Annotated in this window: 18 protein-coding genes; 9 read left to right on the top strand and 9 right to left on the bottom strand. The window is 67.1% G+C overall.

All coding sequences use genetic code 11. The features are described from left to right. The first annotated feature begins 154 nt into the window (after positions 1 to 154). The 8 genes from ACWESM_RS18955 to ACWESM_RS18920 all read left to right on the top strand — a co-directional run bounded on the left by ACWESM_RS18955 (position 155) and on the right by ACWESM_RS18920 (position 12,555). Positions 155 to 691, top strand: coding sequence for an NUDIX hydrolase (locus ACWESM_RS18955; protein WP_039803412.1), 537 nt, complete (start codon positions 155 to 157; stop codon positions 689 to 691). Continuing rightward, positions 688 to 3,264, top strand: coding sequence for a DUF6049 family protein (locus ACWESM_RS18950; protein WP_452492864.1), 2,577 nt, complete (start codon positions 688 to 690; stop codon positions 3,262 to 3,264). Before ACWESM_RS18955 ends, ACWESM_RS18950 begins: the two co-directional genes overlap by 4 nt. Before the next feature lie 825 nt (positions 3,265 to 4,089). Next, a complete protein-coding gene (locus tag ACWESM_RS18945) occupies positions 4,090 to 7,956 on the top strand; it encodes a lipid II flippase MurJ (RefSeq protein ID WP_397281366.1) in 3,867 nt (1,288 codons plus the stop codon). A 291-nt stretch (positions 7,957 to 8,247) separates the two neighbouring features. Then, a complete protein-coding gene (gene sigM / locus ACWESM_RS18940) occupies positions 8,248 to 8,829 on the top strand; it encodes an RNA polymerase sigma factor SigM (RefSeq protein WP_355073765.1) in 582 nt (193 codons plus the stop codon). Between the two features lie 102 nt (positions 8,830 to 8,931). After that, positions 8,932 to 9,705: a hypothetical protein gene (locus tag ACWESM_RS18935; RefSeq protein WP_452492862.1), complete on the top strand. Its 774-nt coding sequence runs from the start codon at positions 8,932 to 8,934 to the stop codon at positions 9,703 to 9,705. A 109-nt stretch (positions 9,706 to 9,814) separates the two neighbouring features. Then, positions 9,815 to 10,825, top strand: coding sequence for a thioredoxin-disulfide reductase (gene trxB / locus ACWESM_RS18930; RefSeq protein WP_364434350.1), 1,011 nt, complete (start codon positions 9,815 to 9,817; stop codon positions 10,823 to 10,825). A 56-nt stretch (positions 10,826 to 10,881) separates the two neighbouring features. Further along, positions 10,882 to 11,214, top strand: a complete 333-nt coding sequence (gene trxA / locus ACWESM_RS18925) for a thioredoxin (protein WP_039803419.1) — start codon at positions 10,882 to 10,884, stop codon at positions 11,212 to 11,214. 147 nt (positions 11,215 to 11,361) lie between these two features. Beyond that, positions 11,362 to 12,555: an N-acetylmuramoyl-L-alanine amidase gene (locus ACWESM_RS18920; protein ID WP_355073447.1), complete on the top strand. Its 1,194-nt coding sequence runs from the start codon at positions 11,362 to 11,364 to the stop codon at positions 12,553 to 12,555. A gap of 71 nt (positions 12,556 to 12,626) precedes the next feature. Here ACWESM_RS18920 and ACWESM_RS18915 read toward each other — a convergent pair whose 3' ends face one another. The 9 genes from ACWESM_RS18915 to rpmH all read right to left on the bottom strand — a co-directional run bounded on the left by ACWESM_RS18915 (position 12,627) and on the right by rpmH (position 20,577). Then, positions 12,627 to 13,355 (bottom strand): GNAT family N-acetyltransferase, encoded by a 729-nt coding sequence (locus ACWESM_RS18915; RefSeq protein WP_355073763.1) that lies wholly within the window; start codon positions 13,353 to 13,355, stop codon positions 12,627 to 12,629. A 251-nt stretch (positions 13,356 to 13,606) separates the two neighbouring features. Continuing rightward, positions 13,607 to 14,620 carry a ParB/RepB/Spo0J family partition protein gene (locus ACWESM_RS18910; protein ID WP_355073445.1) on the bottom strand — a complete coding sequence of 338 codons (1,014 nt, stop codon included), beginning with the start codon at positions 14,618 to 14,620 and terminating at the stop codon, positions 13,607 to 13,609. 70 nt (positions 14,621 to 14,690) lie between these two features. Continuing rightward, a complete protein-coding gene (locus tag ACWESM_RS18905) occupies positions 14,691 to 15,647 on the bottom strand; it encodes a ParA family protein (RefSeq protein WP_379250117.1) in 957 nt (318 codons plus the stop codon). A 1,254-nt stretch (positions 15,648 to 16,901) separates the two neighbouring features. Next, positions 16,902 to 17,693 (bottom strand): 16S rRNA (guanine(527)-N(7))-methyltransferase RsmG, encoded by a 792-nt coding sequence (gene rsmG, locus ACWESM_RS18900; protein ID WP_355073442.1) that lies wholly within the window; start codon positions 17,691 to 17,693, stop codon positions 16,902 to 16,904. A 142-nt stretch (positions 17,694 to 17,835) separates the two neighbouring features. After that, on the bottom strand, positions 17,836 to 18,387 hold the full coding sequence (locus tag ACWESM_RS18895) for a Jag family protein (RefSeq protein WP_355073440.1): 552 nt from the start codon (positions 18,385 to 18,387) through the stop codon (positions 17,836 to 17,838). Positions 18,388 to 18,501: 114 nt separating this feature from the next. Continuing rightward, complete coding sequence (gene yidC / locus ACWESM_RS18890) at positions 18,502 to 19,581, bottom strand: membrane protein insertase YidC (protein ID WP_355073438.1); 1,080 nt, start codon at positions 19,579 to 19,581, stop codon at positions 18,502 to 18,504. Between the two features lie 4 nt (positions 19,582 to 19,585). Then, positions 19,586 to 19,984 carry a membrane protein insertion efficiency factor YidD gene (yidD, locus tag ACWESM_RS18885; protein ID WP_355073436.1) on the bottom strand — a complete coding sequence of 133 codons (399 nt, stop codon included), beginning with the start codon at positions 19,982 to 19,984 and terminating at the stop codon, positions 19,586 to 19,588. Further along, on the bottom strand, positions 19,981 to 20,412 hold the full coding sequence (gene rnpA / locus ACWESM_RS18880) for a ribonuclease P protein component (protein ID WP_355073434.1): 432 nt from the start codon (positions 20,410 to 20,412) through the stop codon (positions 19,981 to 19,983). The genes yidD and rnpA overlap by 4 nt, the downstream gene beginning before the upstream one ends. 21 nt (positions 20,413 to 20,433) lie before the next feature. After that, complete coding sequence (gene rpmH / locus ACWESM_RS18875; RefSeq protein WP_006550910.1) at positions 20,434 to 20,577, bottom strand: 50S ribosomal protein L34; 144 nt, start codon at positions 20,575 to 20,577, stop codon at positions 20,434 to 20,436. Positions 20,578 to 21,212: 635 nt separating this feature from the next. Between rpmH and dnaA the strand changes: the two genes are divergently transcribed. Then, complete coding sequence (gene dnaA, locus ACWESM_RS18870) at positions 21,213 to 23,141, top strand: chromosomal replication initiator protein DnaA (protein ID WP_452492858.1); 1,929 nt, start codon at positions 21,213 to 21,215, stop codon at positions 23,139 to 23,141. Positions 23,142 to 23,686: the final 545 nt, after the last annotated feature.

Raw genomic sequence — 23,686 nt, 5'->3', positions numbered from 1 at the left:
GGTGATGGCGTGCAGGATGTGGAGCCATCGGTGGGTGAGGGCCGCCGCGTACGCGACGAAGGAGCAAGCGGCGGTCGCGCAAACGCGAGCCCCAAAGGGGCCGCGAACACGCCGCGCCGAAGTCGTGGCAAATTCAACACAGTAGGATTGCCAGGTGTCTCCGGCCGATCGCGCGAACAGTCGACGCCGCCAGCCTCGGCGCCGCGGTTCGGCCGCCAACGCCGCGAAGCCGCGGATGCGCACGGTGCGGGAGACTTCCGCAGGTGGACTGGTCGTCGACGGCCTGGACGGTCCACGGGAAGCACGAAGCGCGGCCCTCATCGGACGCACCGATCGCCGCGGGCGGTTACTGTGGTCGCTGCCCAAAGGACATATCGAAGAAGGTGAGACCGCCGAGCAGACCGCGATCCGCGAGGTCGCCGAGGAGACCGGCATCAACGGTGTCGTGGTCGCCGAACTCGGCAGCATCGATTACTGGTTCGTGACCGACGGTCGGCGGGTACACAAAACGGTGCATCATTATCTGCTGCGTTCGGTCGGTGGCGAACTGTCCGACGCCGACGTGGAAGTGACCCAGGTCGCCTGGGTTCCGTTGAGTGAACTGGATTCTCGGTTGGCCTACGCCGATGAGCGGCGGCTGGCGGAGATGGCGAACAAGCTGATCGACCGGATGGAGACCGGCAAGCGATGACGCGTGGACTGTTCCGGATCTTCGTGGCGGTCCTGACCATCCTCGGCCCCGTGACGACGCTGCCCCTGCTCGATTCCGCGGCGGCGGGAGCGCAACCGACCGGGTCCGGAACCTCGACGAATCCCAAATTCCTGAAGCTGTCCCTCGATTCGGTGACGCCGACCACAGTGACCGCGGGCAGCGATTCGGTGCTCACGGTCGCGGGCACGGTCACCAATATCGGCGACCGTGTGGTGGACGACGTCAGCATCCGTGTCCAGCGGGCGGCGGCGATCACCACGCCGGTCGGGTTGCGCGCCACTTTGCGCCTCGATGAGGTCAACTACGACGTGAACGGCGACTTCGAAGATGTCGCGCAGCGGCTGAACCCGGGGCAGCGCAAACAGTTCACGCTGAGCATCCCGTTGCGTTCCGAGACCGGCGCCACGTCGCTGCGGATCACGGAGCCGGGCGTCTACCCGCTGCTGCTGAACGTCAACGGCGAACCCGCTTACGGCACGCAGGCCAGGCTCGACGACGCGCGATTCCTGCTCCCGGTGCTCGGCGTGCCGCCCGCCGTGAGCGATGGAGCCCCGTCGGTATCGGCGCCCACCGACGCTCCGGTGGCGACCACGCTGCTGTGGCCGCTGGCCGACCGGCCGCGGCAGGTCGGGGGTCGTCCGGGCAGCGTGGACGGCAAGGTCGAGCTCACCGACGACGAATTGGCCGCCTCACTCGGCAAGGGCGGCCGTCTCGATCAACTGCTGGCCGCGCTGGAGGGGACGTTGAACCCGAGCGCGGGCCGCAGCACCGATCTGGCCTCGGCCGTGTGCCTCGCCATCGACCCAGACCTGCTGCTCACGGTGCGCGCGATGACCAAGGGTTACCGCGTGCTGGCCAGTCCGTCCGATCCCGACGGCGCGACCAGAGCGGGTGCGGGCGCTGAACAGGCCCAGACCTGGCTGGACCGGCTGCGCGCCATGGCGGGGTCGATGTGCACCGTGGCACTGCCGTTCGCGCAGGTCGATCTCACCGCGCTGGCCGCGGTCAACGATCCGGCACTGTCCGCGCGCGCGATCAACGAACCGGCCGAGATCATCGACTCGATCCTGTCGACCCGGTCGGTGCGCGGGGTCAGCCTGCCGGATTCCGGCAGCATCGATGACGGCGCGGGGGCCCTGTTGCGCAGTCACGGTTTCGGTACCGCCGTGCTCGCGTCGACGGCGGCCGTTCCGCAGGGAAGCGTGGACTGGGCGCAGTCGAGCAGTGAGAGCGGCCGATCCGCATCCGGTGGGAACGAGGTTGTCTCCACCGCCGACCCGGCGATTCCGGAAGCGGTACGCCTGCCCGACATCACCGCGAGCCAGCCGACAGCACCGGCGCCCGCACCGCAGGTCACGGGCAATACGGTGCCCACCGCGAGTGCACCCGCGCCCGCCGCCGACCCCGCGCTGCACGCGGTGACGTTCGACATCTGGTCCGCGACCGCGCTCGCCGCGGTGGGTTCGAACCCGCCGACCCCGCCGTTCACCCCGTCCCGGGTCCGCTACGACGTGACCAACGACTCACGAGCGGCGCGCTTGCAGGACGCTCTCGGAGCGATTTCGTGGAAGGCGCTGCACCCGGAGGCGAACCCGTCGCGCTCGCTGTTGCTCGTTCCGCCGCAGCAATGGGGTGCGAACCGGGACGAGGCGACCGCACTGCTGCGCCAAGTCGACCAGCTGCTGCGCGGCAACCTCGCCACCGCGCGTCCGTTCCACGATCTGGTGACGCTGCCGCCGGACCCGCGGCCCTACGAGCTGGACTATCTGCCGCAGGCGGCGCAGGACGCGGTGCCGGACCGATTCCTGCCGCCGGTACGCGAGCAGAGTCGCCGGATCACCGAGATGATGCGCGCGTTGGTGGACGTGCCGGAGGCCGAGCCGACGCCGCACGACTTCCTGACGCCGCTGCGCGACGACCTGCTGCGCGTACTGAGCCTCTCGGATCGGCGCGCGGGCGATGCCGCACCGCCGGACACCTTCGCCCAGCGGCGGCTGGACCAGAACACCCGGACGATGGACAAGCTCTATCGCTCGGTGACCGTGCTGCCGCCGGGCGGTGTGTACACGCTCGCGTCCGAGCAGAGCCCCTTGTTGCTGGTCGCGCGCAACGATCTGCCGGTGGCCATCCGGGTCAGGTTCCGGATCGAGGCGCCTGCCGAGACGAAGATCACCGACCCCGGCGAGCAGCAACTCCCGGCCAACGGGTCCAGGTCCTTCCAGATCCCGACGGAGGTCAGCGACAGCCGCAACCTCGTCATTCCGATCTCGCTCACCACGCCGGAGGGCGTCGCGCTCGGCAATCCCACGCAGGTCTCGGTGCGTTCGAACGCCTACGGCAAGGCCTTGGCGATAATTACGGGATGCGCCGCACTCCTGCTGCTCCTGCTGGCCGGTCGCCGTTTGTGGCGCCGGTTCCGCGGGCAGCCCGATCCGGCCGACGAGGGATTCGATCCGAGTACCAGGCGCCGGGTCAACCGGTACCGGCGCGCGCGCTCGCGTGTGCTGCGGGCGCAGGAAAAAGAGCAGGAGCACCTCCAGGAGACGCGGTGACGGATCCCGCTCCGACGGGGCCACGTAAACCGCTGCTACCTGCGCCGATGTGGGGTACCGCAGTGTCATGTGGCACGGTGGAGGACAATCACAGTGTTGCCGAGCCGGTCCGATCCGGACGGGGACCACGGACAGAATGTTCGCTGAACACGGCGAACCATTGCGGCGAGCCGCGGCTCACCGCACCGATGGGGGTGCGGAATCCCGGCTGGTACAGGAGGCATGATGAGCGACGATGACATATCGGCTCATCGCCCTCGACCAAGCGACCGGCTCGACGGGCCACCGGTGCGGCGAGCCCCGGTCGCGCCGTGGGAGCGGAGCCCCGCTCCAGCCGATGCCGAGCACCAGGGTTTGAACGGCGGTCCGTACAACGACGGCCAGGCGCCGAGAGTGCCGCAGGTCAGCCGTCCTTCGGCCGCACCGCAGCCGCGCCCTGGTCAGCACATGCCGCCGCCACCGCCCGCCGGACAACCGAGGCCGCCGGTGCCGCCACCGCCGCGACCCGGCCCCGTACCGAACCAACGCCAATATCCGGCTCCGCCACCGGCGGCCGGTCCTGGCCAGCCCCGCCCCGTTCCGCCTGGACCCAATCGCCAGGTGCCTGCGCCCTCCGGCCCGCCTGGCAATGTCCGGCAGACGCCGCCGCCCCCCGGACCACGTGGGCCGCAGTCCGGCGCCATTCCGGCCGCACCGCGTTCCCCGCAGTCCGGCGGGATCCCGACCACGCCGCGTCCACCTCGTTCCGGCGCCATACCCGCGGTGCCACGGCCTCCGCAGTCCGGTCCGATCCCGGCCGCGCCGCGCCCACCCCGTTCCGGGCCGATGCCTGCGATCACGCCGGAATCCGATCGGGTGCCGCCGCCGCGCTACGCCCCGCCGCAGCCGCAGCAGTTCCCACCGCCGCGTCAGCGGCCGGCCGCCCCGGTACGGCATGAACCCGCGGAACCGGATCGCCCACGGACCAGGGAGTGGCCCGCCGCCACCGGCACCGCGGAGCCACCGAAGGCCGACGAGCCGAAGCAGAGTGCGAATTCCCGGCTGCTCAGCGACTCCGGATCGATCGCGTTCGCGACACTGATCAGCAGGATCACGGGGTTCGGCAAGCAACTGCTGCTGCTGACCGTGCTCGGCCCGGCCATCGCAAGCGCGTTCACCGTCGCCAGCCAGATTCCGAACATGATCGCGGAGTTGGTGCTCGGCGCGGTGCTCACCGCGATCGTGGTGCCCACGCTGGTGCGCGCGGAGCAGGAGGATCCCGATCGCGGAGAGGCGTTCGTCCGGCGCCTGGTGACCGCGGCGTTCGTGGTCTTGGCCACTGCCGCGCTGCTGGCGACGGCCGCTGCGCCGGTGCTGACCACACACGTCTTCCTGTCCGACGACGGCAAGGTCAACACGGCGCTGACCACGGCGCTGTCTTTCCTGTTGCTGCCCGCGATCCTGTTCTACGGCATGTCGGCGCTGCTCACGGCGATACTGAACACCCGGCAGATGTTCAAGCCCGGCGCCTGGGCGCCGGTACTGAACAACCTGGTGGTGCTCACCGTCCTCGGGCTGTACGTCCTGATGCCGGGGGAGATCACGCTGGATCCGGTCCGCATGAGCGACCCGAAGCTGCTGGTGCTCGGCGTCGGCGTCACGGTCGGCGTTGTGGTGCAGGCCGTCAGCCTCCTTCCGGCGATCCGTAGGGCGGGCATCGACCTGCGCCCGCTGTGGGGCATCGATGATCGCCTCAAGCAGTTCGGCGGCATGGGCGCGGCGATCATCCTGTACGTGCTCATCAGCCAGGCGGGCTTCGTCTTCGCCACCCGGATCTCATCGCATGCCGACGCGGCAGGCCCGGCGATCTACAACAACGCGTGGCTGCTGCTGCAACTGCCGTACGGCGTCCTCGGTGTCACGGTGCTGACCGCGATCATGCCCCGGCTGAGCCGCAACGCCGCCGCCGACGACACGCCCGCGGTGGTCGACGATCTCTCCGCGGCCACCCGGTTGACCATGATCGCTCTGGTACCCGTGGTCACCTTCCTGACGTTGGCCGGTCCGCAGGTCGGACAAGCCCTCTATGGCTACGGCAACTTCGGATCGGACGCCGAACGTCTCGGTCTCGCGGTCAGCTGGTCGGCGTTCGCACTGATCCCGTACTCGCTGGTGCTGATCCACTTGCGCGTGTTCTACGCCAGGGAGCAGGCGTGGATTCCCACTTGGATCATCCTCGGCATCACCGCCGCCAAGATCGTCTTCTCCGCCCTGGCTCCGGTGGTCACCGACTCCGAGCACGTGGTTATCGCGCTCGGTGTCGCGAACGGCCTCGGCTTCACGGTCGGCGCGGTGGTGGGTGGTTTCCTACTGCACCGCAGTCTGGGCGACCTCCGAATGGCCAATGTGGGCCGAACAGTGACCCGTGTCGTACTTGCGTCACTCGCGGGCGGCGCGGTGATGTGGATCGTGGACCGGGTACTCGGCTTGGATCGGCTGACCGAGTCCTTCGGCGGCCCCGGTTCGCTGATCCGGGTGGCGATCACCGCGATCGTGATGTTCGCGGTGGCCTTCGGCTTGATGCGACTCGCCGGTATTCCGGAGATCGTCGCCATCACCGTGGCCGTCTCGCGGCGCCTCGGCTGGACACCGCCCGCGCCGGAACTCGACCTGGAGAGCCCGGTCGAAGATCCCTACGTCACGCAGGTGCTCCGCAGGCCTGATCCCTACTTGGCATACCCGAGGTTCGATCCGTACATGGACGCCCAGACCATGGTGCTTCCTGTGATCCGACCCGATGCCGTTGACCGCACCGGCAAGGGTGAGTTCCCGTACCCTGTTCGGCAGAGAAGCACAAGTGGCGAATTCGCCGGAACCTCGACATACCAGGGCGAAGGAGGACCGAGGGTGAGCGACGACGCGGTGGGCGGCGTCCCAGCCGCCGATTCTTCTGCGACCACGCCCGGCGGACTGTCCACCGATGTACCGCCGACCGCGGGGGAGCCGTTGGATCCCGCGTACGCGAACAACGGGCCGGGCACGGCCGGACCGGAGCAGGACGCGGCGAGACCGCAGGAGAACCAGCCGCCGCCGCGGGATCCGATGTACGACACCGGGATGATCCCCGTCGGCTCGCCGGAGATGCCGCCGATGGGTGGCGAGAACCTGGGCGCCCGGCGAATCCCGCGCGGCCCCAAGTTGATTCCGGGCGCGTCGGTGGCGGGCGGGCGTTACCGCCTGCTGGCAAGTCACGGCGGCGCCCGCGGCCTGAAGTTCTGGCAGGCGCTGGACATCAAACTCGATCGCGAGGTCGCGCTGACCTTCGTCGACGCCGACCAGAAAGCGACGGAGAACTCCGGGCAGGACGGTCCCCAGGCGATCCTGTCCCGGACGCTGCGCCTCGGCCGGATCAACTCGCCCGGCCTCGCCCGCGTACTCGACGTCGTGCGCGGCAGTTCCGGCGGCATCGTGGTGGCGGAATGGACGCCGGGTCGTTCGCTGCGCGAAATGGCCGAGACGGTGCCGTCACCGATCGGCGCGGCGCGGGCCATCCGCGCCCTCGCCTCGGCGGCCGAGCTGGCGCACCGTGGCGGCGGGTCGCTGTCCATCGACCATCCCGACCGGGTGCGCATCAGCGCGTCCGGTGACGCGGTGCTCGCCTTCCCCGGCACGCTGTCGGACTCCGACGCGCAGTCCGACGTCCGCGGTCTCGGTGCGATGCTCTACTCCCTGATCACCGCCCGTTGGCCGATCCGCTCCGGCGGTGTCACGGGCACCGCCGCGACCGTCGGCGGGCTGCGGCTGGCCGATTTCGGACCAGACGGCACGCCGGTGGAACCGCGCCAGATCCGTCCCGAAGTGCCGTTCGAGATCTCCGCGGTCGCCGTGCGCTCGCTGGAGTCGAACAAGGGCGTGCGTACGGCGGCGACGGTCCAGCACGTGCTGGAGCAGGCGTCGGTGGTCGATCAGAAGACCGACTTCATCCCGGTGCTGCGGCTTGGCCAGCGCGCTCCCGCGAACATGGACGACTCGCTCGCCGATCCGGAACTGCTCGCGGCCGAACGCGAACGCTCGCAACGCATGATGTGGATCATGGTCGGCCTCGGCATCCTCGCCGCGCTGGTGGTCGGCGTGGTGATCTGGTGGATGGTAAGCGTGTTCGCGCCGAGCGCTTCCGACGCGCCGCTGAACGAACAGCGCAATATCGGCCTGACGACGAACAACCAACCGGTGCCGACGCCCGCCGCCGCGGGCCCCGGCCTCACCTCGACCGGTGCGCCGGTTCCGGTGACCGGCGTGTCGGTGTTCTCGCCGGAGGGCACCGCCGACGGCGTCGCCAACGTCCACGCGGTGCTGGACAACGATCCGGGCACCCAGTGGCGCACCGATCAGTACTTCCAGCAGTTCCCGGCGCTCAAGAAGGGGGTCGGTCTGCTCGCCACGCTGCCGGCCCCCGCGAAGCTCACGAACGTCTCGATCAACTCGCCCAGCGCGGGCACATCGGTGGAGATCCGCACGTCGCCCACCGGATCGCCGACGCTGGATCAGACCCAGCTGATCGGTTCCGCCCGGCTGGACGGCGGCGTCACCGATATCCCGGTGCGCGCCGACCAGGCCGCCCGCTACGTGCTCGTCTGGATCACCGGACTGGGGAATTCCGGAGGACAGTTCCAGACCGCCATCGCCGACATCCGTTTCGACGCCGCGCCGTAGCCCGGCCTGCCCGCGCATCGGTCGCGCGGGCCATTCGTCACGCGGCGTCGAACGCCGCGCATTCCTCCGTATCCGGCCCGATCACTTGGTTGCTGCCAAAACGTTACGGGCGATATGATCTTCGCGCGCTCTCAGCAGGGGAGCTTCCCAGGTTTCGGTGTTTTCGATCCTGGATGCTGCGAAGTCTCGGTGATGGTCAACCATGCCCGTTGCCGCCGTGAGGGCTCGAGGGGTTGGCATTTGTCGTCCGAAGTGAACGAGGAGCTCGGCAGGGGGGCGTCGCAGCCGGTGATGTGTCGCGAGCGCGCCTTCGAACTCGGTGAACGCACCGATGTGGAGTTGTTGCGGGCGCACGTCGCCGGTGAGCGGTACGCGTTCGCGGAGTTACTGCGCAGACACAACGATCATCTGTGGCAGACCGCGCTGCGCACCTCCTACACGCGTGAGGATGCGGCCGATTCACTACAGGACGCGCTCTTGTCGGCGCATCGCACCGCGGGCTCGTTCCGGGCCGAGGCGGAGGTCCGCAGTTGGTTGCACGCGATCGTGGTGAACGCGTGCCTGGACCGGATCCGGCGGAACAAGACCAGGCGGGCATTGTCGCTGGCGCCGGAGTCGATGCCGGAGCCGAGGGACACCCGCGACGAGATGGCCGAGGTGGAGATGTCGTTGGTCATCGATCGAGCGTTGTTTTCGTTGCCGCCGGATCAGCGGACCGCGTTGGTGGCGGTGGATGTGGAGGGGTATAGCGTTGCCGAAGCGGCGGCGTTGCTCGGCGTGCCCGAGGGGACGATCAAGAGCCGGTGCGCACGTGCGCGGCAGCGGTTGAAAGAGCGATTGGATTTTCTGCGTGATCCGGGGAACCGGGGTTAGTTGGGATGCGTCATTAACAGTGACGAACCACTGAACGAATCAGAGACAGGCCCCGTAGGCGAGGGGGTCCCCGCGATGTCCGATGCGAACGACGGAGGTGCGATGGCTACCGAGTCCGTGCCGCAGCCTCCGTTCGCGTCCGAATTGCTGGCTGACCTACATGCCGACAACGTAACGCCCGCGCAGCGCGAGCAGTTGTGGCCGATCGTCTCGCGCGACCCGGAAGCGGTGCGGTATCTGCGCGCGCTGGATGACGTGAGTGCCGAGCTGCGTGCCTTGGGTGGGGACGAGCGCATAGTCCATCCGATGCCGGAAGACGTGGCGGCCCGGCTCGCGCGGTTCGTCGGCGAGCTGGAGCCACCCGAAGGCGCCACGGTTCATGAGTTTCCGCCCCCGCAAGTAAGCGAATCCGTCGGCGAAGCAAAAGATTTCGAATCCGCGCCGGTGGCTCTGGACGAGCGTCGCCGCGGCAGGTTGCGCTGGTTGGCCGCGGCAGCCGCGGCGATCGTCGCCGTCGTCGGCGCGGGTGTGTGGGCTTCGACGATGCGCAGCGGAGACGACCCAGCGCCCACGGCGCAGCCGACATCGGGAAAAGACGACTGGGGTGACGGTCTCACCGCCACCGTGGCCCTCGGCGCGCTGGGCAGGCACAACGTCACCGGAGCCCTGGCCGGCCCGGAAGCGCTCGAGCGTTGCGTACGGGCGAACGGCCTGGACCGCACGATCCTCGGCTCGACCGACATCCGATTCCAGGGCGGCAACGCGGTGCTCATCCTGCTGAACGGCCCCCGCCCGCCGCAGATCACCGCGCTGGTCGTCGGGACCGGTTGCGCTACCGGCGATCCTCAGCGCAAGGCGCTGCAGGACATCGGCTGACCTTGCGATCTGGGCCACCCGCGCGGTGTGACCCCCGCCGACGCGGGAACAACAGCCATTACCCTGTTGTTGACCGACACGTCCGATCGAATCTCCCCGGAAGGGCCCCATGAGCGAGCGTAGCGAGCAAAAAAGCGACACCGGCACGCCAGTTCGCGACCTGATCATCATCGGCTCCGGCCCCGCCGGCTACACGGCCGCCGTTTACGCGGGCCGCGCCGAGCTCCAGCCGTTGCAGTTCGAGGGGACCCAGTTCGGCGGTGCGCTGATGACCACCACCGAGGTCGAGAACTTCCCCGGCTTCCGCGGCGGCATCATGGGCCCGGACCTCATGGAGGAGATGCGCGAGCAGGCCAAGCGGTTCGGCGCGGACATCCGCACCGAGGACGTCGAGGCGGTCGACCTGACCGGCCCGATCAAGAAGGTCGTCGTCGGCGGCGAGACCTTCCACGCCTACGCCGTGATTCTCGCCATGGGCTCGGCCGCGCGCTACTTGAACGTTCCGGGCGAGCAGCGGCTGCTCGGCCGCGGTGTCAGCGCCTGCGCCACCTGCGACGGGTTCTTCTTCAAGGGCCAGGACATCGTGGTGGTCGGCGGCGGCGACTCCGCGATGGAAGAGGCGACCTTCCTGACCAAGTTCGCCTCCAGCGTCACCATCGTGCACCGCCGCGAGGAGTTCCGAGCCTCCCGCATCATGCTGGAACGAGCGAAGGCGAACGAGAAGATCAAGTTCGTGCTCAACGCCGAGGTGGCCGAGGTGCACGGGGAGAACAGTGTCACCCATCTGACCCTGCGTGACACCCGGACCGGCGAAACCTCCGAGCTGGCCGCCACCGGCCTGTTCGTCGCGATCGGCCACGATCCGCGCAGCGAACTCGTCAAGGGCCAGGTCGCCTTGGACGACGAAGGATACGTGCTGGTACAGCACCCCACGACCGCGACCGAGATCCCCGGCGTCTTCGCCGCGGGTGATCTCGTCGACCACACCTACCGGCAGGCGATCACCGCCGCGGGCACGGGCTGCCGTGCGGCCATCGACGCCGAGCGCTGGTTGGCCGAGCAGGGCGACATCACCTCGAACACCCTCGCCCACGCGGGTGAGTCGGTGGCCGCCAACTGAGCTCGCGCTGGACGAGCCATACCTTTCCGTCTCGCTGTATCGCAAGGAGAACATCCATGTCCGAGTCCGCCAACACGGTCACCGTCACCGACGCGTCCTTCGCCGACGACGTGCTGCTGAGTGAGAAGCCGGTCCTCGTCGATTTCTGGGCCGACTGGTGCGGCCCGTGCAAGATGGTCGCGCCCGTCCTGGAGGAGATCGCGGGCGCGCACGCGGACAAGCTGACCGTCGCGAAGCTGGATGTGGACGCCAACCCGAGCACCGCCCGCGATTATCAGATCCTCTCGCTGCCCACTATGATGCTGTTCCGCGGCGGTAAGCCGGTCAAGCAGATCGTCGGAGCGAAGGGCAAAGCGGCTCTTCTGCGCGAACTCGAAGACGTCATCTGAGGACGCGCCGTAGGATGCCTGGACCCGGGGATTGTCGAAACCCGGTCCGGGTCTGAGACAATCGACCGACGCTCCGGTCGTGCGAAGGTGTATCCCATCGCATGAGTGGGTACCCGCGGGTTTGACGGAAGGAAAGGGCTCTCACGCATGCACCGACTTCGTCACGGCGATTCCGGTCCAGCCGTTGCAGAGGTTCGGAGCACCCTGGCAAGCCTCGGGTTCCTACACGCGCACATCGCTGCCGACAACGCGGACGCACGCGAATATTGGAAGGACACCGAAGTGTCCTTCGACCATCACCTCGACTCCGCGGTTCGCGCGTTTCAGCAGCATCGCGGTTTACTCGTCGACGGTGTGGTCGGTCCGGCGACCTACCGGGCACTGAAGGAAGCGTCCTACCGACTCGGCGCGCGCACGCTGATCTATCAGCTGTCCGCGCCGCTGTACGGCGACGATGTGGCCACGCTCCAGCGCAGGCTGCAGGACCTCGGCTTCTACGTGCACCGGGTCGACGGCTACTTCGGTCCGCACACCCACGACGCGCTGACCGCCTTCCAGCGGGAGATCGGCCTGTCGGCCGACGGCATCTGCGGTCCCGACACGCTGCGCTCGCTCGACCTGCTCGGCGCCAGGGTGACCGGCGGCAATCCACACCGGATCGCTGAGGAAGAGGTCGTGCACCGGGCTGGGCCGCAGCTGACCGGCAAGCGGATCGTCATCGATCCGGGTCTCGGCGGTCCGGACAAGGGTGGTGCCGTGCCCACCGAGTACGGCGACGTCTACGAGTCGGAGATTCTGTGGGATCTCGCCAGCCGTCTGGAGGGGCGGATGGCTGCCACGGGCATGGAGACCTTCCTGTCGCGGCCGTGGGGCGCCAACCCCACCGACGCCGAACGCGCGGAAACATCCAACGCCTTCGACGCCGATCTGATGATCTCCCTGCGCTGTGCCGCTAACCCGAGCCCGCTCGCCAACGGCGTTGCCGGGTTCTACTTCGGCAACTCACACGGCTCGGTGTCCATGATCGGGCAGGTGCTGGCCGGGTTCATCCAGCGCGAGGTCGTCGCCCGAACGTCGTTGCAGGACTGCCGCACTCACGCGCGAACCTGGGATCTGCTGCGTCTCACCAAGATGCCCACCGTGCAGGTCGACATCGGTTATCTGACAAACGAATACGATGCCTCGGTGCTCACAAACCCGCGCATGCGCGACGTGATCGCCGAAGCCATTCTGATCTCGGTGAAGCGGCTGTACCTGCTCGGTCAGGACGACCAGCCCACCGGCACATACACTTTCGCGGAACTGCTGGCCGAAGAGCTGGCTGCCGCCGACCGGATGTAGCCATCGGTCTTTCGTAAGTCGAAGCGCCCCCTGCCCTTTCCAGACCGGCAGGGGGCGCTTCGATGTTCAGCTCAACGCGCTCCGATACGAGTCGGCGCGGTCATCGACGCCGCCGCGAGCAGCTGATCCAGCGCCCGTTCAACGTCTTCCTTCCAGCCGTGATCGGAGGCGAGCTCCAACCGCAAGCGCGGGAATCGGTGATGCGGGGCCACGACCTCGAAGCCGACATCCTCCAGGAAGTCGGCATCGATCATGCAACTCTCGGGTGAGCATTCGGTCGTCGCGCCCGCCGGGTTCGCATTCTTGATCGGCGCGACGATCCGCTCCAGCAGTGTCATCGAGCCGGACCGCTCCGAGAGCGCCTGCGTGGTCGGGTCGGTGCGGATACCGAAAGCCTCCAGGGCGCGCACGCCGCGACGCACCAGATCGGACACCACGGCCTGAACCAGGCTGTGGGCGACATCGGCATCCTGATAGGGGAATTCGGCCCGCAGCGTGGTCAACAGGATCGCGTCCGGGCTCACGGGGGAGGTGGGGAAGAGCGTGGCGCGCGGCACGGCGCTCGGTGGCGCGTACAAGGCGCAGCCGGCGACGTTGCCGTCGACGTTCGCCACCTGCCCGCACGAACCCCACTCCAGCATGACCGTGGACAGCCAGGCTTCCTTCTCGAACACCGGATCGCTGAAGTTGCGCGAGTCCTCGGCCACGGCGGGGTCCATCTCCCAGAAGACACAGCGCCGCGCATGCGCGGGAAGCTTCTCGAGTCCGCCGAGGGTTAGTGCTGTGACGCTGGTCGACACCGCTCTGCTCAGCCTCCAGCTGTCCGATTCATCCACGCTCACGTCGCATCAATGTTTGCTCGCCAGCAAGAATAAGCGATCAACGGGAACCTGCCTCATTCCATGTCGCTGTGCTGTTGGTCGGAAGAACTTGTGTTGCTCCGCCGGGAGCGATAGACGCTCGCAGCCGTGCCGTACCCCTGCCGTCACAGTGACGTTTCGGCCGGGTACTCGCACCTATCGAAACCACAAGTTAAATTTCGTCACTTCTGTCACACTGCGGGTGCGTTCTGCTCCATCAGGGCGACGATCCGTTCGAGGTCTTCGACCGACCCGAACTCGACGACGATCTTGCCTTTGCGCTTGCCCATACTCACGAGAACCCGGGTGTCGAAGGAACCGGACAGCCGTTCGGCCACGGCTTGTAGGCCTGGCATCTCGATCGGCTTGCGCCGAGCGACGGGAGAGGGCACGGCCGCGTCCTGCTCTCGGTTCGCCAGCATGACGGCTTCCTCGGTAGCCCGGACCGAGAGTCCCTCGGCGACGATCCGGGCGGCGAGCACCTCTTGAGCGTCCGCACCCGCTTCGAGACCGAGCAGTGCCCGCGCGTGCCCGGCGGACAGTACGCCCGCCGCGACCCGGCGCTGCACCGGGATCGGCAACTTCAGTAGACGGATCATATTCGTCACGACGGGGCGAGAGCGACCGATTCGCGAAGCCAATTCTTCGTGAGTGACGTCGAATTCCTCCAGCAGCTGCTGGTAGGCCGCCGCCTCTTCGAGCGGGTTCAGTTGCACCCGGTGGATGTTCTCCAGCAGGGCGTCGCGCAGCATGGACTCGTCCGCGGTCTCCCGGACGATCGCGGGAATCGCGGCCAGGCCCGCCTCCTGACAGGCCCGCCACCGCCGCTCGCCCATGACCAGCTGATAGCGGTCCACACCCGGTTCGGTCCGGCGCACCACGATCGGCTGCATCAAACCGAATTCGCGAATCGAATGCACCAGCTCGGCCAGCGCGTCTTCTTCGAAGACCGTACGCGGCTGCTTGGGATTCGGCTCGATCTGGTCCGGCGGGATCTCCCGGTAGACGGCGCCGCCTGCTTCCAGTTCGGCGTTGTCGGCGGGATCCGGTACCCGGTGCAGGTAGGCCGAGGGGGGCTGCGGCCCGACCGGATCCAGACCGATAACACTCGCCGCAGCGCTACTGAGGCCCGGTGATGCCGTCGGTGTCGTCGGGATCAGCGCGGCGAGACCGCGCCCGAGACCACCCTTCTTCGCCTGACTCATCGGTCTACCGACCCCTTCCTCATTCCGCTACCGAACCGCACTGTGCCGAGCGTCGACCCGGCCGGCCGAGTCACTCCGCCGACTTCGTCGCGGCGACACGCGGGGCCACCGCGCGGGCCGCCATTTCGCGTCCGGCGTCCAGGTAGCTCATCGCGCCCCGGGAGCCTGGATCATAATCGAGCACCGTCATGCCGTAACCAGGCGCCTCCGACACCTTCACGCTGCGTGGAATCACCGAGCGCAGTACGACATCGCCGAAGTGCCCGCGAACCTCCTCGGCGACCTGGTCGGCCAACTTGGTGCGCCCGTCGTACATCGTGAGGATCACGGTCGAGACGTGCAGTTCCGGGTTCAAATGCGCCTGCACCAAGCCGATATTGCGAAGTAGCTGACCCACGCCTTCCAGCGCGTAGTACTCGCACTGAATCGGGATCAGCACCTCTTTCGCCGCGACGAGCGCGTTGACCGTCAGCAGGCCCAAGGAAGGCGGGCAGTCGATCATCACGTAGTCGATGTCGTATCCGGCGATATTCGCCTCTTGGATAGCGGCTTTCAGGCGCCCCTCCCGGGCCACCATAGACACGAGTTCGATCTCGGCGCCCGCCAGGTCGATGGTCGCGGGGATGCAGAGGAGGCGCTCGCTGTGCGGACTCGTTTGGATAGCGTCTCTGACCGAGACCTCGCCGATGAGCAGCTCGTAGCTGGAGGGGACACCCGAGTGGTGTTCGATACCCAGGGCGGTGCTGGCGTTGCCCTGCGGATCGAGGTCGATCACAAGCACCGTCATCCCCTGATGCGCCAAGGCGGCCGCCAGATTCACGGCGGTGGTCGTCTTCCCGACGCCGCCTTTCTGATTGGCGATCGTGATGATCCGTTGCTCGTGGGGTTTCGGCACAGTCACCTTTCCTGGATGGAGGACCTGACTTGCACGTTGGGCTTCGGCGGCTATCGGGGTCTCGCTGGGGGAGATGTGCCCGAACGGCGTACTTCCGAATGCCTCCGTGTCGAAATTGCTGGAGTCCAGCATCCCCGGCACGCGCGACGTTGTTTCCCGTGAAACATTCGCCGGACCGCTCGACATAGACAGCTCCTAACCCGAGAAACTTCAGAACACGTGCGCGCGACGGGACGGGTCGGCGTCGTATCTGCAACAGCCTTTGTCGGTTCGAACACGATGCACAACTGGCTCCGCGGCGCCCGATCGACCGAGCGGAGCTGCGCGCCGCTGTGACAACCAGATCCCTCGTGGCACCTACGCTCACGCCCGACGCACACTAGCTTGCCAGCACTGAGCGGTTTAAGAAAGCTGAATCGCGGCGAGGCGCAAAGCGACACGCAAATCCGCACGAATTCGCCTCGACGCGCGCGCTGTTTCACATGAAACATTGCCGCCGGACGGTGCGTGGGACAGCAGGCATGCCGCGTGACCGATCGCGGATCGCGGATGACTACTCGCAGTGGCTGTTCGACCAAGCTGGTTCAGATGCTTCGGCTGACGACCTCGGACCGGCACACTGCCCCGCGCTACTTCGAATGGATTGAGCTCAGTCGCGCATCGACAGAACTGCCGGCGCCGAGGTATGCGTTGTCGCGCTTCGCGAGTGACGCAGCGGCCAGAGCGCCACACGTATTGCCCCTCAGTTGTGTTGGGAGACTGATCGCGTCTCCAGCGGGGGCAAGACCGATTCACGTGAAACATCGGGCGGCAATTCCAGACGCGCTCAGGATTCCGGCGGACTCGTTCCGGGGAGACTTTGATTCACGTGAAACATGGGCCGCGGCCTCCTGATCCGAGAAGCGCCCGCTAGGTCCGCAACCACTCCTGTCTCATGCTCGAGGTGTAGTTCGAGACGCACCCCGATGAAGTCGAGTGTGACTCGGACACGCTCGCATGGAACTTCGCTCAGGCAACACCCGAGCGTCCGAGAGCGAGGATCAGGCAGTGAGGGAGGCGCGGCCCTTACGGCGAATCAGAAGCGCAAGCGCTGATCGCAGGACAACGGCTTCAACCCGCTGGTGGGCTGCCTGCCGATCCTCGCTCAGGTGCCGGCCACGGCAGACGCACGCCTCGACTTCAGCCACCAAGCGGCCACGCCGTTCCAGACGGACGTACCGCATGGGACCCCTCCGTCCAGCCGACGGATCGAAAGAAAGCAAATCAAGTTCGGATAGATCGCCCGCCGAGTCCGGTGCCGACGCGCGTTCAACCGGGCCATTCCGTCAGAGTGACGAAACGATCCCAGGCCCGAGGTCGACGGTCGAGTCTTCGCGATCGAAGCTTCTACTTGGCCTTGCGTGCCGCACGCTTACGCGCACGCTCCGTCGTCGCGGCGCGGACGGCCTTTCCGCCACGCTCGACCGCTCGTTCGGCGCGCCGTCGGGTGGCTCGCTCAGCGCGGGGGAGGCGCTCTGCGCTGATCACCATCGTGGGCGTCGCCACCAGACCGACGCCACATTCCAGGACGACCGCGTTACCTGCGCCGGCCTTCGTCAGCGCGTCGCCATCGCGTTCGAGTTCCTCGGCCGCGCTCGCTCCCTTGAGGGCGAGCATGTGCCCGTGGTCGCGGAGGAGAGGAAGGGACCATTGGGCGAGTTTCCCGAGCGGGGCCACCGCGCGGGACGTGACCACGTCCGCGCCACCGGCCTCCTTCATCACACCCGACTGCTCCGCGCGCCCTCGCACCACAGTCACGTCCAGTCCGACCGATTCGATGAACTCGCTCAAGAAGATCGTGCGGCGCAGCAGTGGTTCGACCAGAGTGATCCGGAGATCCGGACGCGCGATGGCGAGCGGGATGCCCGGCAGGCCCGCACCGCTGCCGATATCGACCACGGACGCGCCCTCGGCGATCAACTCGCCGAGTACCGCACAGTTGAGGATGTGGCGATCCCAGAGGCGGGGCACCTCGCGCGGGCCGATCAGTCCGCGCTCCACGCCCGCGGTCGCGAGCGCCGTGTGATATCGACGCGCGAGATCGAGTCGGTCGCCGAAGACGGTCGCCGCCGACGCGGGTGGCTCCAACTCCACGGGCTCCGCGGTGGTTCCACCGAGATCTCGTTCCACGTGAAACATCCTTCCGAACTCGGGTCGATCTACGAACGAGCAATCGGGCTCCGGACACGAACAAGGCCCCCGGTCCGAAGACCAGAGGCCCTATCCAACCACTACCCATCCGGGCCGCGAAACACGCCGCCCGCTCCGGGGACGTCGCGACTCAGCCGGGAACGACCACCACGTGCCGGTTCGGTTCCACACCTTCGCTCTCGCTGCTGACGCCCTCCACGGCCGCCACCGCATCGTGCACGATCTTGCGCTCGAACGGAGTCATGGGTGCCAGCGACTCCGGCTCACCGGAGTCCAGTACGCGCTGCGCCGCCGCTGCGCCGAGTTCACTCAGCTCGGACCGCCGCTTGGCTCGCCAACCCGCCACGTCCAGCATCAGCCGGCTCCGCACTCCGGTCGCTTGCTGGACGGCGAGCCGGGTCAGTTCCTGCAACGCGTCGAGCACCTCACCGTTACGTCCGACGAGCTTGGTCAGGTCACGTCCGCCGTCGATGCTCACCACGGCGCGATCGCCTTCCACGTCGAGATCGATGTCGCCGTCGAAGTCCAGCACGTCGAGCAACTGTTCGAGATAGTCGCCCGCGATCTCGCCTTCTTCGATGAGCGCTTCCTCGGCATCATTCACGACATCGTCGGTGTCCGCTCCGGCGTTCGCCGTCGTCGTCGCCACGGTGGCGTCCCCTCCGTCGGTCTCAACAGTCATTTGATTTCCTTCATCTGCTCATCGCGCGCGCCGGGCAATCGCCGCCGGGCGGTATTCGCGATCAAGGGGTTGCTCAGCGATCGAGGTGGGCGACTCGGCCCACCGATGGTGCGATCAGCGCTTGCGCTTCTGGTTCGCCCTGCCCCGGTTGCCCGGCCGTTTCTGCCCGGCCGGACGCCGTTGGCCCGCCGACTGCTTCGGCGGCTTCGCAGTGCCGTTCGTCGACGCGACAGCAGTGTCCTCGTCCGACGCGGCATCGGCAGCGGCGGCGGTCGGCTTCTTCTTCACGTTGACCGGTTTGGCTCCGGGCTTGGGCGCGTTCTGCGCGCGCTGCTCGAGCTTCGCCTGCTTCTTGGCCTCTTCTTCTTTCGCCATGCGTCCGAACACGAGGTGCTGCTGCCCGTAGGTCCAGATGTTGTTGGAGACCCAGTACAGCAGGATGGCGATCGGCAGGAACGGGCCACCGACGAGCACGCCGAGCGGGAACACCCACAACGCGAGCTTGTTCATCATCGCGGCCTGGGGGTTGGCCGCGGCTTCCGGCGTCTGCCGCGCGACCGAAGCACGCGCGTTGAAGTGCGTGGCGATACCGGCGATGACCATCAGGGGGATCGCGACGAGCGCGATGCTCAACTTGGTCGGCACGCCGCCGTAGTCGGCGAAGGCCTGCAACTGGGGGGGCGGAATGGTGATGAACGCCGAGATCGGCGCACCGAAGATGCGAGCGCTCAGGAAGGACTGGACATCGGCGGCGCTGAAGACGTAGTTCGCGGTGTTCGCGTTCTGCTCCGGCGTCATTCCGAGCTGGCCGATACCGTGCCCGGTCCGGTTGAACGAGCGCAGCACGTGGAAGAGTCCGAGGAACACCGGCACCTGAGCGAGAATCGGCAGGCAGCCCATCAGCGGGTTGAAGCCGTTGTCCTTCTGAAGCTTCTGCATCTCGACCGCCATCTTCTGACGGTCGTTCTTGTACTTCTTCTGCAGCTCTTTGATCTGCGGCTGCAGTTCCTGCATCTGCTTTGTGGTGCGCACCTGCTTGACGAACGGCTTGTAGAGCACCAGGCGCAAGGTGAACACCAGGAACACCACGGCCAGCGCCCAGGTGAGACCGTTGTCCGCGCCGAACGCGAACCCGAAGACCCGATGCCAGAACCAGAGGATCCAGGACACCGGGTAATAGATGAAGTCGAGCACGGCTCTATGCACTCCCGTCGTTCGTGTCGCCGATCACCGCGTGCGGCGATCCTTTACAAGCTTTCGGCTCCGACCGCGGTCCGGTGAGCAGGCTCGTTTCCTGCGACGTCGCGTCGGTCGCTGCCCCTTCCGCCGGCTCGGCGCGATGCGTACTCCGCTTCCGCTCCGGGACGGGGTCCCACCCACCAGGGTGCCAGGGCGCGCATTTGGCCAAGCGCACGACCGTCAGTAAGAGCCCCATGAACAGGCCCCGAGTGCGCAATGCGGTCACCGCGTACTCACTACAGGTCGGGGTGAATCGACACACCGGCATGCGGGTGGGGGAGACGTAGGTCCGATACAGCTCGATCGAAAAGATCAGCACGTTCGCGGGCAGTCTGGCGATCTTCGCCCAGAGGCTCATGCCAGGCCACCCGTCGACATACCCGCCTGAGCGCCGACGCCGAGCTTGCGCAGTGCGGTGCGCAGCTGGCGCAGCAGGTCGTCCGACGACGCTGTAGCGGCGCCAGGAAGCGCGCGGATGACGACATCGGTCTCGGCGGGCAATTCGTCGACCACCTGGGCACACATATGACGCAGGCGGCGGGCGACGCGATGTCGAATCACCGCGTTGCCCACCGCCTTGCTGACGATCAGCCCGAAGCGCGGTCCGCCCACGCGGATCAGCACGTCGTCCGGGACCTGATCGTGTCGTCCATTCGCGCCCACGATTCCGTCATACCCGTGCGCGAGCGCATGTACGACCAGATCACGCCTCCCGATTCGCTGGCCGCGGCGCACCGTCCGGGAGAAGTCGGCACGATGATGCAACCGATACGGCTCAGGCAACACCCGAGCGTCCGAGAGCGAGGATCAGGCAGTGAGGGAGGCGCGGCCCTTACGGCGACGCGCCGACACGATGGCGCGGCCCGCACGGGTGCGCATCCGGAGGCGGAAGCCGTGAACCCGCGCCCGACGACGGTTGTTCGGCTGGAACGTCCGCTTGCCCTTGGCCACGGTCAACACTCCTCGAGTAGGCGGGCACCAGGTAGTGCCCGAAGCTTGTCGGTGATACGTATATTGCGCGAATGAATCGCAGGTCTGGTCATCATCGGCGCGCGTCGGTCCTGGCGCACAGTCGGTCGATCACGACCTAAACGCGGTCAGCACAAGACCGCCACCGCACCAAGGGGTGACTGTACGAGGGTACTGATCGGCTCGGGGCGGGTCAAACTCGCCCCATCGCTTCGCTCGCCCCCAGCGACCAGGCGGAATCGGCTCGCCGGATTCAGGCATTCTGGCAATGACCGTGAGTTCGTCCACACCCCTAGCCATCGCGCACCCCGCACCACTAAGGTACGTAGCCAGGCGATTGCTGCAGAACCCCAGGTCGTGGCGTTGCCCTTCCCGCGCGTACGCGCGTTTCACAGTTCCCGAGGGTTCTCCACATCTGTGGATAATTGTGTGGAAAGACCCCTGGAGTGGCATATTCGTAGGGCCGACGGTGCCACGCCGCTGTCCAGATGGGGGACCCGGGCAGCGTCCGAACCGGTTACGGACGTACGCAGGATCACGGGATCCATCCCGAGCATCACATTCCACGCGTGCCCCGGCCGTCTGCTCCTATCGACCTACTCCGGGGAGGAAACTGCATGGACGACGAGCAGAACGTGCTGGCCACGGTGTGGCCCGAGGTTGTCACCGAGCTGACCACCGGGTCGCCCGACGGCGCTATTCCTCCGGTGACCCGAGCACAGCAGGCTTGGCTGAAGCTGGTCAAGCCGCTGACGGTCGCACAGGGGTTCGCGCTGCTCTCCGTGCCCTCGTCGCTGGCCCAGGAGGCCATCGAACGCGATCTGCGCGAGCCCATCCTCCGTTCCCTCGGCCGTCGGCTCGGGCCTCAGGTGGAAGGGCTCGGCGTTCGCATCGCCGCCCCGACCACCCCGACCGTCGACCGGCAGACCAACACGCCGCGGCACGCGCGGATGACGAGCAGGCCGGAGCGCAACCGAGAGGGCCGTGCTCCCGCCGCCTACCCGGGTTCGGAGTTTCCCGGTCGCGATGCCTACCCGGGGCCACGTTATGCACAGCCCACCGACTTTCCTGCGGCGCCCGCGTACCACGACGGCTCCGACTACCCGGGCACCGAATACGGGCAGGACTTCGCGCCGCCGGAGGAGTACCGCCAGCCGGAGTACGCGCACGCCGACTATCCACCGCGCGGTGAGTACGCCACGACGGCCGAGCTGCCCATGATGTCCGGGCCCGACGCCGCGCCGCGCCGCGAACCCGGGCTTCCGCCGCGGCGAGAGCCCGCCATCCCTCCGGGGCAAGAGTCACTGTTCAATCCGGAGCCGTCGCCGAGCGGTGTGCGCGGCCCGCTGCGCGCGCCGCTGCGCGAGACCACCGACGACGACACGGGCTTGGCGCACGATCCGGTGCGTGAGCCGGTAGGTGACCGCGACCAGGACGACGAGCCCGTGGTGAACGTCCGCAACTCCTGGCCCACTTACTTCGCCAAGTCGCAGGAAGCACCCGCTCCGTCGACGTCCTCGGCAAGTCTGAACGCGAAGTACACCTTCGAGACCTTCGTCATCGGCGCGTCCAACCGCTTCGCGCATGCCGCGGCCGTCGCCATCGCCGAAGCCCCGGCTCGGGCCTACAACCCGTTGTTCGTCTGGGGCGCATCGGGGTTGGGCAAGACCCATCTCTTGCACGCGGCCGGCCATTACGCACAGCGTCTCTTCCCCGGCATGCGGGTCAAGTACGTCTCGACCGAAGAGTTCACCAACGACTTCATCAACAGCCTGCGTGACGACCGCAAGGTCGCGTTCAAGCGCCGCTACCGCGAGACCGACATCCTGTTGGTCGACGACATCCAGTTCATCGAGGGCAAGGAAGGCATCCAAGAGGAGTTCTTCCACACCTTCAACACCCTGCACAACGCCAACAAGCAGATCGTCGTCTCCTCGGATCGTCCGCCCAAGCAACTGGCCACACTCGAAGAGCGGCTGCGGACCCGATTCGAATGGGGACTGATCACCGACGTACAGCCGCCGGAGCTGGAGACACGCATCGCCATCCTGCGGAAGAAGGCGCGGATGGACCGGCTCGACGTACCGCACGACGTGCTGGAACTGATCGCAAGCCGGGTGGAGCGCAACATCCGCGAGCTGGAGGGCGCGCTGATCCGGGTGACCGCGTTCGCCTCGTTGAACGGCCAGCCGCTGGACCTTCCGCTGGCGGAAGTGGTGCTGCGCGATCTGATGCCGGACACCGCGGCCCTGGAGATCAACGCGGCCACGATCATGGCCGTCACTGCGGAGTACTTCAACACCACACTCGAAGAACTCACCGGTCCAGGTAAGGCGCGGCCGCTGGCCCAAGCCAGGCAGATCGCCATGTACCTCTGCCGCGAGCTGACCGACCTGTCCCTGCCGAAGATCGGCCAGGCATTCGGCCGCGACCACACCACGGTGATGTACGCGGAGAAGAAGGTACGCAAGGAGATGACCGAGCGGCGCCGCGTCTACGACCAGGTGCAAGAACTCACAGCCCGGATCAAGCAGCGCTCCCGCTGAGCGCTATCCACATCTGAGCACCGCCCCTGACCTGGGGCGGTGCTTTTTTGTGGGTTGTGGATTCCTCGAGGAATCCTTGTGGAGTCCTCGAGGAATCCACCGGTTTGTCCACGGATCCGTGCACAGGTCGGGGCAACCGCTCCCTCGAGTTCACTCACAGGGCGAATTCAACAGTTTCCCCAGGCAGAGTTGCGCACAGCCGCTGACCAGGGGAGTGTCCGGATCGGGCCTTGTGGAATCCTCGAGGAGTCCGTGTGGAGTCCTCGAGGATTCCTCGAGCTGTCCACGATCTCGTGCACATGTGTGAACAACCGGGTGAATCCGGTGGAACAACTCGAGGAGCGCTCGAGGATGAATCTGGGACAACCACGGAACCTCCACAGACGCCTCGTGTTCATCCTCGAGACACTCCATGGCCATCCCCACGGCACCACGCCCCCTGAACAGCGGTTTCGGCCGCAGTCCACAGAATCCACAGCGCCTACTACTACTTCAGTTCTTTTCATTAGAGATCTCTCTTCAAAACAGGGTGTGTGGAAAGTCGG

It is taken from the genome of Nocardia sp. NPDC003999, from assembly GCF_053604885.1.
This window is presented reverse-complemented; position numbering and strand designations above follow the sequence as displayed.